The sequence below is a fragment of the Variovorax flavidus genome, from assembly GCF_030317145.1.
GTDB lineage: Bacteria > Pseudomonadota > Gammaproteobacteria > Burkholderiales > Burkholderiaceae_C > Variovorax > Variovorax flavidus.
This window is the reverse complement of record NZ_JASZYE010000001.1, coordinates 1,576,241-1,588,591: the sequence shown is the minus strand read 5'-3', so window position 1 is coordinate 1,588,591 and position 12,351 is coordinate 1,576,241. Positions and strand designations below refer to the sequence as shown.

Genomic DNA, 12,351 nt, shown 5'->3' with positions numbered 1-12,351 from the left:
TGACTTCGTTGCAGGCTGTTCAGCCTACGCAGCACGCAACACGATGCGTGCTTCGAAGCCCGTGGCCGCGCCGTGAGGGGGGGACGTCAATTCGAGCCGCGCGCTCAGCTTCTCGACGATGGTGCCGACGATCGACAGTCCGAGCCCGTAGCCGGCGCGATCGGAACCGTGGCGCACGTGGCGCTGCTGCAACGTGCGCAACTGGTCCGCGCTGACGCCGGGGCCGTAGTCGCGCACCGACAGCGTGCAGGGCGCCATCACCTCGACCACGACCCGGCCTTGGCCGCCGTAGCGCAGCGCGTTCTCGATCAGGTTGCGTAGTGCGATCGCCAGTGCGTCGACATCGCCCAGGGCCATCGGCAGTTCGTCCTCGGGCACTTTCAGTTTCAGGCGTTCGTTTGCGCGCGGGTCCTGCCAGAACTCCTGCGCGACCGTGCCGGCGAGCTGGACCAGATCGATCCTCGCGCGCGTCAGCGAGGCGCCGGATTCGGCCCTCGACAGCTGCAGCAGCTTTTCGGTGCGATGCCCGAGTACCTGCAGGGCTTCGAGCGCCGCCAGGACTTCATCGCGCTTCAGGTCATGCTCGAGCGCGGTCTGCAGGCGCAGTCGCGCGGCCGCGAGGGGCGTGCGGAGTTCATGCGCGGCGTTCGCTGCCAGTGCCCGCTCGACGTCCAGCGATTGCGCGAGGCGCTCGAGCAACTGATTGACGTGGTCGCCGACCGAACGCAGTTCCTTGGGCAGCCCCGGGAGCCGAATAGGGCGCAGGTCGCTGCCGCTGCGCTGCTCGATCTCGCCGGCCAGTTGCTGCAGCACACGCAGTTCGTTGCGCGCCACGTTGCGCAGCACGAGCGCCAGCAAGGGCAGCACTGCGCCCAGCGGAATGATCAGGCCCAGCAGCGTGCGGTTGAGCGCAGTGCGGCGCTCATCCAGCGGATCGGCCACCTGGAAGAACAGATCGCGCGAGGGATGGCGCACGGTGTAGATCCGCCAGGGTTCGGTGTTGGCAAAGCCGGGCGCGAGCGGCACGTCGAAGGCGTTGACGGGCGCCTCGGCCGAACGCAGCAGCACGCGCTCGTGCGTGTCGACCACCTGGTAGATCACGGCGTCGGTCGAGAAGAGCTGCGGCGGTGCGATGAGCGGGGCGCGCGCGCTCGGGTTCTCGTGCCGGAGCTTTTCGAGCTCCTGCACGGCCATGTCGAACATGCGGTGCGAGACTTCCACCAGCTCGTTGTCGAAGTTGTGGTTGATCTCCCGGTCCACATACCAGACCACGCCGAGCACGCACAGGAGCCAGACCCCGCCCACCCAGACGATGAGCGTGCGCGTGAGCTGACCCGCAAGCGAATCACGCCTGCCCAGCGGATCGAGGCTGGCCTGTTGGAGGAACTTGAAATTCATTCGTCTTCTTCTTCCGGTGCGAACGACAGTCGGTAGCCCAGCCCGCGCAGGGTCTGGATGTGGTTGCGGCCGAGCTTGCGTCGCAGGCGGCTGATGAAGACTTCGAGCGTGTTGCTGTCGGCTTCGTCGCCGAAGCCGTAGAGCGCGTCCGCCAGGTTCTCGCGCGTGTGGATGCGGTCGGGGCGCGTGGCCATCACGCGCAGCAGCGCCCATTCCTTCTGCGTGAGCGTGACCGGCATTCCCTCCTTGCGAACCAGGTCGCGTCCCAGGTCGATCTCCAGCGTACCGAGATGCAGCACCGGCGAGCTGCTGGCGCTGCGCCGGCGTTCGACGGCACGCAGGCGTGCCAGCAGCTCGGCGGGGTCGTAGGGCTTGATCAGGTAGTCGTCGGCTCCGGCGTCCAGGCCGCGGATGCGGTCCGTGACCTGGTCGCGTGCGGTCAACACGATCACGATGGGGCGATCTCGCAGGGCGCGAACGGTGGGCAGCAACGACAGGCCGTCGCCATCGCCCAGGTGCAGGTCCAGCAGCACCGCGGCGTATTGCACCGCCGAGAGCGCGGCGCGCGCTTCCGCCAGACCCGGTGCCACATCGACCACGAAGGCCTTGGCCTCCAGGTAGCTGCAGACTGCGCTTGCGAGCGCGGTGTCGTCTTCGACCAGCAATATGCGCACGGCGCCCGTCCTTTCGAAAATGAGGAGTCTAGTGCGGCTTCAGGCTAGGTTCAGCCGGTGAAACTAAGCTGGCGCCCCTCATGATCCGCTCTGCCGCCTCCCGTTCCAGCCCTCTTGTTCTCACGCTTCTGACTCTGGTCCTGCTGCTCGTCTGGGATGCGGCCGGCCTCGACGTCGCGCTGGCGTCCTGGGCAGGCACGCCGATGGGCTTTCCCTGGCGCGATCACTGGTTCCTGGTCAAGGTGATGCATGAGGGCGCCCGTTCCCTGAGCTGGGTGCTCGTCATTGGGCTCTTCATCAGCATTCGATGGCCGGTCTGGATTCTTCGGCGCCTGAGCGCGGGCGAACGGGCGCAGCTTGCCTTGACGACGCTGGCGTCGGTGATGGTTGTTTCCCTCATCAAGTACACGAGCACCACCAGTTGCCCGTGGGACCTGCAGACCTTCGGCGGCGCAGCGCACTACGTCTCGCATTGGGCCTGGGGCGCACGCGACGGCGGCGGTGGCAACTGCTTTCCGGCAGGCCACGCATCGGCTGGATTTGCCTACATCGGCGGCTATTTCGTTTTCCGTCGCGTGTCGCCCGGCATCGCACGCACCTGGCTGGCATGCGCGCTGGCGGCAGGCCTGGTGCTGGGACTGTCGCAGCAGCTTCGCGGCGCCCACTACATGAGCCACACGCTGTGGACCGCCTGGGTTTGCTGGGCGACAGCCTTCGCCATCGACGCGCTGGTGCTGCGGGCTTCGAACTTCCGCGCCCGTCGCAGGTCGATGCAGTTGCCGGCCCGCGGCCCGGTCTGACGGGCGAGTTGCGGTTGAAGCTGAACAAAACCTGACCAACTCGTTCAGCGATTTTTCAGTCCCGCTTTCTAACCTCGTGGGATGTCTGGTTCCCACGTGCAATCCACGCCCCTTCCCCAAGATCGCGTCTCCACAGGCGCTTCAGTCCAAACCTCCTCGACGACATCTGCCGCCGGACTCTGGCAGTCCATCGACAGTTGGTTCGCGCGCTCGCGCTCTCCTCGCACGATCGTCATCTGGCTGACCCTCTATCTCGCCGTCGCTGCCAACTGGCCGCTGTGGAGCGAGTTGGCGCGCATTGGCGGCGCGCCGAGCGTGTACTTGCCGTCGATCGCGCTCATGGCCTTGCTGACCTTGTGCGGCACCGTCGCGATCCTGTCGTTCACGGCGTGGACACGCTGGATGAAGCCGCTCTGGTTCGGCGTCGTGGTGCTTGCCGCCGTGGTGCAGCACTACATGCTGAGCTATCGCGTCGTGATGGATCCCAGCATGCTGGCCAATGCCGTGCAGACCGACCCCAACGAAGTCCGCGACCTGCTGAGCTGGCGCATGGTGGTCAACGTGCTGCTGGTCAGTGCGCTGCCCGCATGGGCGCTCTGGCGCGTGCGCGTCGAGCCGCAGCCCTTCGTCGCGCAGGCCTGGCGCAATGCAGTGCTGCTGCTGGCTGCCGCAGCCGTGGCAGCAGGCGGTGCGCTGGCGATGAACCGGCAGCTGGCGCCCCTGATGCGCAACAACGTTCATTTGCGCTACATGATGAATCCGATGGCGAGCATCTACTCCGGCGCGACGGTGGCGATCCGCCCGATGTTCAAGCACAGCCGGAAGCTCGTCCCCGTGGCCGGCGGCGCTGCACTGGGCACCAGCTACGCGGGCCAGGTGAAGCCGCCCTTGTTCGTGCTCGTGGTAGGTGAGACGGCCCGTGCCGATCACTTCGGACTCAACGGCTACGCACGCAACACGACCCCTGAACTCGCTGCACGTCACGTGCTCAGCTACGGTGACGTGCATTCCTGCGGCACCAACACCCTGGCCTCCGTGCCTTGCATGTTCTCCCCGCTGGGCAAGCAGGATTTCGAGGCGCGCAAGAACGATTACGAAAACCTCATGGACGTGCTGCAGGCTTCCGGCCTCGCCGTGTTCTGGCTGGACAACCAGGCCGGCGGCTGCAAGGGCGTCTGCGACCGCGTGCCCCATGCGTCCGCTTTCCAGAACCTCGAGCCGAGCGTGCAAGCCGCGCTCTGCGATGGCGACGAATGCCTCGACGACGTGATGCTCCGGGGTCTGGACGAACGCCTGGCCGCATTGCCCGCCGAGCGCCGCAACAAGGGCGTGGTGCTGGTGATGCACCAGATGGGAAGCCACGGCCCGTCCTATTTCAAGCGATCGTCGCCGGACGTGAAGCGCTTCTTGCCCGAGTGCACGACGAACGCGCTTGCCGAATGCAGCCATGCCGAGTTGGTCAACGGCTACGACAACTCCATCGCCTACACCGACCGCTTCCTCGGCAAGACCATTGATTGGCTCCAGGGCCAGAGCCGGCGCTTCGACCCGGCGCTCATCTACCTGAGCGACCATGGCGAATCGCTGGGCGAGTACGGGCTGTTCCTGCACGGCGTGCCCTACGGCTTCGCGCCCGAGGTGCAGAAGCACGTGCCGATGGTGACCTGGTTCAGCGACGGCATGAAGGCGCGGCGCAAGCTGTCCAGCACCTGCATGGAAGCAGGCTCCGATGCAGCGCTGAGCCACGACAACCTCTATCACACCGTCCTGGGCGTGATGGACGTGACCACGCCCACCTACAAGCCCTCGCTCGACGCGCTGGCGTCCTGTCGCGGAGACAACGTCGCGAGCAACTGAACGCGACGGCGGCGCCGAAGCGGCTACTTCTTCTCGCGCGGCAGCCGACCCATCAGGAAGAACTCGGGGTTCGGCTGCATGCCGCTGAAGCTCGCCATGCGGTTGGAAAGACCGAAGAACGCAGTGATGGCTGCGATGTCCCAGATGTCTTCGTCGCTGAATCCGTGCGCATGCAGCGGCGGAAAATCGGTCTCGTCGATTTCGTGCGAGCGCTCGCAGACCTTCATGGCGAATTCGAGCATCGCACGCTGCCGTGGCGTGATGTCGGCCTTTCGCCAGTTGACCGCGACCTGATCGGCCACCAGCGGTTTCTTCTCGTAGATGCGCAGCAGCGCGCCGTGCGCGACGACGCAGTAGAGGCATTGATTGGCCGCGCTGGTGGCGGTGACGATCATTTCGCGGTCGCCCTTGGTGAGCGAGCCTTCTTCCTTGAGCATCAGTGCGTCGTGGTACGCGAAGAAGGCGCGCCATTCGGCAGGCCGGCGCGCGAGCGCGAGGAACACGTTGGGTACGAAGCCCGCCTTTTCCTGGACTTCGAGCACCGCGACGCGGATGTCGTCGGGCAGGTCCTTGAGTTCGGCCAGGGGGTAGCGTTCGGTCATGAATGTCTCCTGACGTGCGGGCACGAGGCCCATCATAGGAGCGCGGGGCCGCTGTCCGATGCCAGCACCGCGAGGTCGCTTTCGTCCTTCAGGTCGATGCCGGTCAGGCCCCGGCGCAAGGCTTCGCGGACCAGCCAGGCGAGCTTGAACGCGGCCATCGGATAGGTGAGTCCCTCGGGCCGCACGTTCGAGATGCAGTTGCGCTCGGCATCGTGCCGGCCGCGTTTCGGCGCGTGCGTGATGTAGATCCCGAGGCTGTCAGGCGAACTGAGGCCCGGCCTCTCGCCGATCAGCATGATCGACAGCCGTGAGCCGAAGGCCTCCGCAATCTCGTCCGCAAGGGCGACGCGAGCCTGCGACGCGATCACGACCGGCGTCAACGAAAGCCCCGTTGGAAGGTGCTGCCGCAGCGCGGCCAGCAGCGGGACGGCATGGCGGCTCACGGCCAGCGAGGAAAGCCCGTCGCCGACGACGATGCAGACATCGCGCGGTTGCCCGGCCATTGCGACCAGGCGCGATGCGTCCTCGGCGTCCAGCTGGCGGCCCAGGTCGGGACGACGCAGGTAGTCCGCCCGGTCCTGCACGCGGCTGCGCACCTGAGCAACCTCCCAGCCATCCGCATCCAGCGAAGCCGCTAGCGCCTTGACGTCGAGTGCCGCGTGGATCGCATCGCGCGCCATCGCATGCGCCCATCCGAAGCGCAGCACTTCGTCCGTCGGCATGCCGGCCCCTGCGCGGCCGAGCGCCACGCGGGCCGGTGTCGCTTGCCGCCAATCGGCCCAGGGGCTGTGCGTGACCGCGTCGTCCTTCATGAGCTCAGTGCCTTCAAGTCGCGCATGCCCGCGAGAAGCCGGTTGAAGGAGGGCGGCTGCAGACGGCCCGCGGCATCCGTGATCTGCATGCGCTGCAGCCAGGCCTCGAACTCGGGCGCGCGTTTCAACCCCATCGTTTCGCGCAGGAAGAGCGCGTCGTGGAAGGAGGTGCTCTGGTAGTTGAGCATCACGTCGTCCGCGCCCGGGACGCCCATGATGAAGTTGATGCCGGCCGTGCCCAGCAGCACGAGCAGCGTGTCCATGTCGTCCTGATCGGCTTCCGCATGGTTGGTGTAGCAGACGTCGCAGCCCAGCGGCAGGCCGAGGAGCTTGCCGCAGAAGTGGTCTTCCAGGCCCGCGCGGATGATCTGCTTGCCGTCATACAGGTACTCGGGTCCGATGAAGCCGACCACGGTATTGACGAGCAGCGGCTTGTAGCGCCGCGCGAGCGCGTAGGCGCGGGCCTCGCAGGTCTGCTGGTCGACGCCGAAGTTGGCGTTGGCCGAGAGCGCGCTGCCTTGCCCCGTCTCGAAGTACATGAGGTTCTCGCCGACCGTGCCGCGCTGCAGGGAGAGCGCGGCCGCGTAGGCCTCGTCGAGCAGTTCGGGGGTGACGCCGAAGGAGCGGTTGGTCTTCTCGGTGCCGCCGATCGACTGGAACACGAGGTCGATCGGTGCGCCCGACTCTGCCAGCTTCAAGGTGTTCGTGACATGGGTCAGCAGGCAGCTTTGCGTCGGGATCTGGAAGCGCTGGATCACTTCGTCGAGCATGTGCAGCAGGTTGGCCAGCACCGGCATGCTGTCCGAGGCCGGGTTGATGCCGATGACCGCGTCGCCCGCGCCCATCAGCAGGCCGTCGAGCGTCGACGCCGCCACGCCGCGCAGGTCGTCGGTGGGATGGTTGGGTTGCAGGCGCACCGACAGATGCCCCGGCAGTCCGATGGTGTCGCGAAAGCGGGTGACGACGCTGCACTTGCGCGCGACCGCGATCAGGTCCTGGTTGCGCATCAGCTTCGACGCCGCGGCAACCATCTCGGGCGTGAGCCCCGGCGCCAGGGCGGCAAGCGCCGCGGCATCGGCCTTTTCGGACAGCAGCCAGTTGCGAAAGTCGCCGACATTCAGGTGCGACACGGGCGCGAAGGCCTGTGCGTCGTGCCCGTCGATGATGAGCCGCGTGATGTTGTCGTCTTCGTAGGGGACCAGCGCTTCGGTGAGGAACTGCTTCAGCGGCGTGTCTGCCAGCACGTGACGCGCCGCCATGCGCTGCTGTGCGGTGGCGGCGCCGATTTCCGCGAGGTAGTCCCCCGTGCGGGCAGGGCTCGCGAAAGCCATGACCTGCTTCAGGTCGTCGAACTCGAAGACTTGCGATTCGATCGTGGTGCGATAGCGCATCGGTGGAACCAGTGTGTCGGGAAACTGCGCCCTTGTGCGACGCAAGGCGAATTCGCAACGGCGTGCAAGAGCGGTGCCAGTGTGCCTTGGCGCGCGGCAATAATGAACCGTTCATCCATTCAACCAAGGTTTCTACCGTGCGATCAGCTCTTTGCGCCGCCCTCGTTTCGATGTTCGTCCTGCCGACCGCCTTCGCCCAGTCTGCGCCCGTCACCAAGCCGAGCGGCCTGGTGTTCCAGTCCATCACCGAAGGCAAGGGTCCGTCGCCCGCGGCGACCGATGTGGTCAAGGTGCACTACCGTGGAACCTTCCAGGACGGCAAGGAGTTCGACAGCTCCTACAAGCGCGGCGAGCCCACCGAATTCCCGCTCAACGGCGTGATCCCCTGCTGGACGGAAGGCGTCCAGTTGATGAAGGTCGGCGGCAAGGCCAAGCTGACATGCCCGCCCGCCATCGCCTACGGGACGCGTGGTGCAGGCGGCGTGATTCCGCCGAACGCGACGCTCAACTTCGAGATCGAGCTCATCTCGATCAAGAGCCGCTGAAGCCCTAGAACGGCTGGAACTGGTAGAGCCAGGTTTCGGACAGCGTCTGGTCGCCGTTCTTCAGGTACAGCCGCATATCGACCGGCTCCGTACCTTCGGCCGTGAAATCGAACTGCGCACGCCAGTGACCCGGCACGCCGTTCGGCACGGCCTCGGCAAAGATGTACGAGAACTTGCCGCGTGAAGCCGTCAGCACCAGTTCGGGCTTGACGCCGAAGGGCAGCGATTCGAGCGGCTTGCCGATGAACTCCACCATGAACTTGCGCACGCCCTGCGGCCGCGGCTGTCCCGGCTGGCCGCCGCGCCCGATGCGCGTGGCCACGGTGCGCGCCAACGGCGAGGGGAAGGGCTCTTCCGCGCTCCAGTGCAGCCTGTACTTCAGGTTGTAGCTCGACCCCGCCGTGGCCGGCGCCTTGGGCACCCAGCAGGCGAGGATGTTGTCGTGGATCTCGTCGTCGGTCGGGATCTCGATGAGCTGCACCGAGCCTTCGCCCCAGTTTCCCTGCGGTTCGACCCATAGGCTGGGGCGCTTCTCGTAGTAGACGCCGTCCTGGAAGTGGTCGAAGGCGCGGTCACGCTGCAGCAGGCCGAAGCCGCGCGGGTTGGTGTCGGCGAAGGCCGAGGCGCGGGTCTGGGTCGGGTTGTTCAGCGGCCGCCAGATGCGCTCGCCGGCGCCGTTCCAGATCGCCAGGCCGTCGGAGTCATGCACCTCGGGGCGCCAGTCGATGCCGGTGGGTTTCACCGATTCGGAATACCAGTACATCGAGGTAAGCGGGGTGAGGCCGAACCGGCCCACGTCGCGGCGCAGGAAGAGGCGCGCGTCGATGTCCATCAGCACGGCCTTGTCGCGCTGCAGGACGAACTTGTAGGCGCCCGTGATGCTGGGGCCTTCGAGCAGCGCGTAGATCGTCATCGAATTGGACGTGTCCGATGCGGGCGGCTCGAAGTAGAAGCGGGTGAAGGTCGGAAACTCCTCCGCACGGTCGGGCATGGCCGCGTCGAGGGCAATGCCGCGCGCCGACAACCCATACTGGAAGAGCTCGCCGATGGCGCGAAAGTAGGAGGCGCCAAGAAAGGCGGCCCAATCGTTGTTCTGCCAGGGGAGCTTCTTCTGGTCGCCCAGCCGGCTCTCCTGCAGCCGGAATCCGGCGAAACCGGCGCCGTCCTTCAGTTGCCGCGCGGGGCTGTCCTCGGGCATGGCGAAATACGAGGCGTCGTAGACGATCTCGCGTGCGAAGCCGTCGCCGCCAGCGCTTTCCAGGACGAACATGTGCACCGGCGTCTGGAAGTAGCGCCCGAGGTGGAAGAAGGTCACCGGAAACTGGCCGGGTCCGTCCTTGAACAGGGCGTTGTCGGTGTTGAACTTGATCTTGCCGTGCGCGTCGTAGTCGATGCGCTCGAGCACGCTGGCCGGTAGCGAAGTGTCGGCAACGTAGGGCTTGGCGCCCAGCGACTTCGCCAATGCAACAAGACGTTCGAAGGAGAAGGGCCGGGGTTGGCTGAGGGTGAGCCCACCGGCCGCGAGGGCGTCGGCGGGCAGTCCGAGAGCGGCAAGCGCCAATGAGGCGCCGCCGGCGGCGAGGAAGGAACGGCGATCGGTCATGTGGACCAAATGGTAACGAGCCCGGGCACCCGGATCCGTAGGCCAAGGGCTGAAGAAAAATCGGGCTTGCCGGCGCTGTCCTACGATCGAATTCGAAAGCAAGAGCCGGAGTGCGCATCCGGCCGCCGCTCCCTACAGTGAACGCATCGGTCAAACGAACACAAGGATGCATATGAACATGAGCAATCCCAACGAGATGCGGGCCCTCGCCACGGTGACCGATCCGCGCTGGGCCTCCGTGCTCGCCCGCGACCCGGCGGCGGACGGACGCTTCTTCTACTCGGTCAGGACCACAGGCGTGTATTGCCGGCCCTCCTGCGGCGCGCGCTCCGCCCGGCCCGAGAACGTGGAGTTCCACGCGACGGGCGCGGACGCCGAACGCGCGGGCTTTCGCCCGTGCAGGCGCTGCAAGCCCGACCAGCCGGCGCGGGCCGAACAGCATGCAGCCGCGGTTGCAGACCTCTGCCGCTATATCGAGCGTTCGGAACAGGCACCGACGCTGGAAGAGCTCGCCGAGCGCGCCGGGTGGAGCACCTGGCACCTGCACCGGCTCTTCAAGGAGATCACCGGCGTCACGCCCAAGGCCTATGCGGCGGCGCACCGCGCGAGCCGGGTGCGGCAGGAACTGTCGCGCAGCGATACGGTGACGGATGCCATCTACGACGCCGGCTACAACTCCAACGGCCGCTTCTACGAGCGCTCGAACGAGATGCTGGGCATGACGCCCACGGCATGGCGCGCCGGCGGCGCCAACACCGACATCCGCTTTGCGATCGGCGAGTGCGCGCTGGGCGCCATCCTGGTTGCCCAGAGCGAACGCGGTGTCTGCGCGATCGCGCTCGGGGACGACCCCGATGCGCTGGCGCGCGATCTGCAGGACCAGTTTCCGCAGGCGCGGCTGATCGGCGGCGATGCGGGCTTCGAGGAACTGGTCGCGAAGGTGGTCGGCTTCGTCGAGGCGCCGGGGCTGGGCCTGGACCTTCCGCTCGACGTGCGCGGCACCGCCTTCCAGCAGCGTGTGTGGCAGGCCCTGCGCGAGATTCCGTCCGGCACGACCGCCAGCTACAGCGACATCGCGAAGCGCATCGGCGCACCGAAATCGATGCGTGCCGTGGCCCAGGCCTGCGGCGCCAATACGCTCGCGGTGGCGATCCCGTGCCATCGCGTGGTGCGCAGCGACGGCAGCCTGTCGGGCTATCGCTGGGGGGTGGAGCGCAAGAGCGCGCTGCTGCAACGGGAGGCGAAGCGGGCATGAATGCACGGGACATGAATGCACCGGTCGCGCGGGTGGGTGCGATCGACTGGGCGCAGGCGAGCAACGATCTCGATGAGCAGGGAAGTGCCGTGATCCCCGGCCTGCTGACGCGGGCCGAGTGCGACATGCTCGCCGCGATGTACGCGTCGGAGGCTTCTTTTCGCAGCCGCGTCGTGATGGAGCGGCATGGCTTCGGCCGCGGGGAGTACAAGTATTTCGCGTACCCGTTGCCCGATCTCGTCGCGGGCTTGCGCGAGGCGGTGTATCCCCATCTCGCGCCGATCGCGAATCGCTGGAACGAGGTCATGGGCATCGATGTGCGCTTTCCTGCCCGGCATGCCGACTTCATCTCACGATGCCATGCGGCAGGGCAGACGAAGCCGACGCCCTTGCTGCTGCAGTACCGGGCCGAAGACTACAACTGCCTGCATCAGGACCTGTACGGCGAGCACATCTTTCCGCTGCAGGTCGTGATCCTCTTGTCCGAGCCGGGCCGCGACTTCACGGGCGGCGAGTTCGTGATGACCGAGCAGCGGCCGCGCATGCAGTCTCGGCCGATGGTGCTGCCGCTGCGGCAGGGCGATGCGGCGGTGATCGCGGTGCATCACCGACCGGTGCAGGGCACACGCGGCGTGTACCGGGTCAATCTGCGGCACGGGGTGAGCAGGGTGCTGTCCGGTCACCGGCACACGGCCGGCATCATTTTTCACGACGCGGCATGACGCCAGATCTGTTCGACACCGTTACAGAGCCGGGAACCCCTTGGGTCGAGCCGCTCGAACCGGGCGCGATGGTGCTGCGCCAGTTCGCCCGGTCGTACGAAGCGGCGTTGCTGGATGCAGTGCGGCGGGTGATCGACCAATCGCCACTTCGCCACATGGTCACGCCCGGCGGCTTTCGCATGTCGGTCGCGATGACCAATTGCGGCGATCTGGGCTGGGTCTCGGACCGCACGGGCTACCGCTACGACGCGATCGATCCCGAGGCGGGCCGTCCCTGGCCGCGCATGCCCGCCGAGTTCTCCCGTCTTGCGACCGAGGCCGCTGCGCAGGCGGGCTTCGATGGCTTCGTGCCGGACGCCTGTCTCATCAATCGCTATGAAGCGGGCACGCGTCTGTCGCTGCATCAGGATCGCGACGAGCGCGACCACAGCCAGCCGATCGTTTCGGTGTCGTTGGGCCTACCTGCCGTGTTCCTCTTCGGCGGGCCTAAGCGGACGGACAAGACCCGGCGCATACCGCTCGCTCATGGCGATGTCGTCGTCTGGGGTGGCCCGGCGCGTCTGCATCACCATGGTGTGCTGCCCTTGAAGGAGGGCTTGCATCCGTTCATCGGCGATTGCCGCGTCAATCTCACTTTCCGTAAGGCGGCTTGAGCGTGCCCGTGAACCGTGCGTGGGCCGCTTGGTTGGTGG

12 protein-coding genes are annotated in these 12,351 nt (G+C 66.7%); 6 read left to right on the top strand and 6 right to left on the bottom strand.

Going from position 1 to position 12,351, the window contains the following annotated elements:
• Window positions 1–24 precede the first annotated feature (24 nt).
• Window positions 25–1,398, bottom strand: a complete 1,374-nt coding sequence (locus QTH90_RS07735; RefSeq protein ID WP_286663885.1) for a sensor histidine kinase — start codon at window positions 1,396–1,398, stop codon at window positions 25–27.
• Window positions 1,395–2,072 carry a response regulator gene (locus tag QTH90_RS07730; RefSeq protein WP_286663884.1) on the bottom strand — a complete coding sequence of 226 codons (678 nt, stop codon included), beginning with the start codon at window positions 2,070–2,072 and terminating at the stop codon, window positions 1,395–1,397. Before QTH90_RS07730 ends, QTH90_RS07735 begins: the two co-directional genes overlap by 4 nt.
• An 80-nt stretch (window positions 2,073–2,152) precedes the next feature.
• On the opposite strand from QTH90_RS07730, the gene QTH90_RS07725 reads away from it, so the two are divergent.
• Complete coding sequence (locus tag QTH90_RS07725) at window positions 2,153–2,872, top strand: phosphatase PAP2 family protein (RefSeq protein ID WP_286663883.1); 720 nt, start codon at window positions 2,153–2,155, stop codon at window positions 2,870–2,872.
• Window positions 2,873–3,061: 189 nt separating this feature from the next.
• Window positions 3,062–4,729 (top strand): phosphoethanolamine transferase, encoded by a 1,668-nt coding sequence (locus tag QTH90_RS07720; protein WP_444814711.1) that lies wholly within the window; start codon window positions 3,062–3,064, stop codon window positions 4,727–4,729.
• 23 nt (window positions 4,730–4,752) lie between these two features.
• Here the strand turns inward: QTH90_RS07720 and QTH90_RS07715 are convergent, their stop codons facing one another.
• From QTH90_RS07715 to QTH90_RS07705, 3 genes are read right to left on the bottom strand one after another with little or no spacing between them, the layout of a single operon-like run.
• On the bottom strand, window positions 4,753–5,331 hold the full coding sequence (locus QTH90_RS07715; protein WP_286663881.1) for a peroxidase-related enzyme: 579 nt from the start codon (window positions 5,329–5,331) through the stop codon (window positions 4,753–4,755).
• A 32-nt stretch (window positions 5,332–5,363) separates the two neighbouring features.
• Complete coding sequence (gene eutC, locus QTH90_RS07710; RefSeq protein WP_286663880.1) at window positions 5,364–6,143, bottom strand: ethanolamine ammonia-lyase subunit EutC; 780 nt, start codon at window positions 6,141–6,143, stop codon at window positions 5,364–5,366.
• Window positions 6,140–7,534: an ethanolamine ammonia-lyase subunit EutB gene (locus QTH90_RS07705; protein ID WP_286663879.1), complete on the bottom strand. Its 1,395-nt coding sequence runs from the start codon at window positions 7,532–7,534 to the stop codon at window positions 6,140–6,142. The genes eutC and QTH90_RS07705 overlap by 4 nt, the downstream gene beginning before the upstream one ends.
• 170 nt (window positions 7,535–7,704) lie before the next feature.
• Between QTH90_RS07705 and QTH90_RS07700 the strand changes: the two genes are divergently transcribed.
• Window positions 7,705–8,079, top strand: a complete 375-nt coding sequence (locus QTH90_RS07700; protein WP_286664496.1) for an FKBP-type peptidyl-prolyl cis-trans isomerase — start codon at window positions 7,705–7,707, stop codon at window positions 8,077–8,079.
• A gap of 4 nt (window positions 8,080–8,083) precedes the next feature.
• Here QTH90_RS07700 and QTH90_RS07695 read toward each other — a convergent pair whose 3' ends face one another.
• Window positions 8,084–9,682 (bottom strand): OpgD/OpgG family glucan biosynthesis protein, encoded by a 1,599-nt coding sequence (locus tag QTH90_RS07695; RefSeq protein WP_286663878.1) that lies wholly within the window; start codon window positions 9,680–9,682, stop codon window positions 8,084–8,086.
• A gap of 172 nt (window positions 9,683–9,854) precedes the next feature.
• Between QTH90_RS07695 and ada the strand changes: the two genes are divergently transcribed.
• Genes ada through alkB form a run of 3 tightly spaced genes read left to right on the top strand, consistent with a single transcriptional unit; the run spans window position 9,855 to window position 12,312 of the window.
• Window positions 9,855–10,937 (top strand): bifunctional DNA-binding transcriptional regulator/O6-methylguanine-DNA methyltransferase Ada, encoded by a 1,083-nt coding sequence (gene ada / locus QTH90_RS07690; protein ID WP_286663877.1) that lies wholly within the window; start codon window positions 9,855–9,857, stop codon window positions 10,935–10,937.
• Window positions 10,934–11,659, top strand: a complete 726-nt coding sequence (locus tag QTH90_RS07685) for a 2OG-Fe(II) oxygenase (RefSeq protein WP_444814687.1) — start codon at window positions 10,934–10,936, stop codon at window positions 11,657–11,659. Before ada ends, QTH90_RS07685 begins: the two co-directional genes overlap by 4 nt.
• Entirely contained in the window at window positions 11,656–12,312 is a 657-nt protein-coding gene (gene alkB, locus QTH90_RS07680; RefSeq protein WP_286663876.1) for a DNA oxidative demethylase AlkB, read from the top strand. Before QTH90_RS07685 ends, alkB begins: the two co-directional genes overlap by 4 nt.
• The last annotated feature ends 39 nt before the right edge of the window (window positions 12,313–12,351 follow it).

What these genes read in the sequence shown, in the direction of transcription:
- QTH90_RS07735 (WP_286663885.1), bottom strand. Translation starts at nt 1,398, where the DNA reads ATGAATTTCAAGTTCCTCCAACAGGCCAGCCTCGATCCGCTGGGCAGG.
- QTH90_RS07725 (WP_286663883.1), top strand. Translation starts at nt 2,153, where the DNA reads ATGATCCGCTCTGCCGCCTCCCGTTCCAGCCCTCTTGTTCTCACGCTT.
- QTH90_RS07715 (WP_286663881.1), bottom strand. Translation starts at nt 5,331, where the DNA reads ATGACCGAACGCTACCCCCTGGCCGAACTCAAGGACCTGCCCGACGAC.
- eutC (WP_286663880.1), bottom strand. Translation starts at nt 6,143, where the DNA reads ATGAAGGACGACGCGGTCACGCACAGCCCCTGGGCCGATTGGCGGCAA.
- QTH90_RS07705 (WP_286663879.1), bottom strand. Translation starts at nt 7,534, where the DNA reads ATGCGCTATCGCACCACGATCGAATCGCAAGTCTTCGAGTTCGACGAC.
- QTH90_RS07700 (WP_286664496.1), top strand. Translation starts at nt 7,705, where the DNA reads ATGTTCGTCCTGCCGACCGCCTTCGCCCAGTCTGCGCCCGTCACCAAG.
- QTH90_RS07695 (WP_286663878.1), bottom strand. Translation starts at nt 9,682, where the DNA reads ATGACCGATCGCCGTTCCTTCCTCGCCGCCGGCGGCGCCTCATTGGCG.
- ada (WP_286663877.1), top strand. Translation starts at nt 9,855, where the DNA reads ATGAACATGAGCAATCCCAACGAGATGCGGGCCCTCGCCACGGTGACC.
- QTH90_RS07685 (WP_444814687.1), top strand. Translation starts at nt 10,934, where the DNA reads ATGAATGCACGGGACATGAATGCACCGGTCGCGCGGGTGGGTGCGATC.
- alkB (WP_286663876.1), top strand. Translation starts at nt 11,656, where the DNA reads ATGACGCCAGATCTGTTCGACACCGTTACAGAGCCGGGAACCCCTTGG.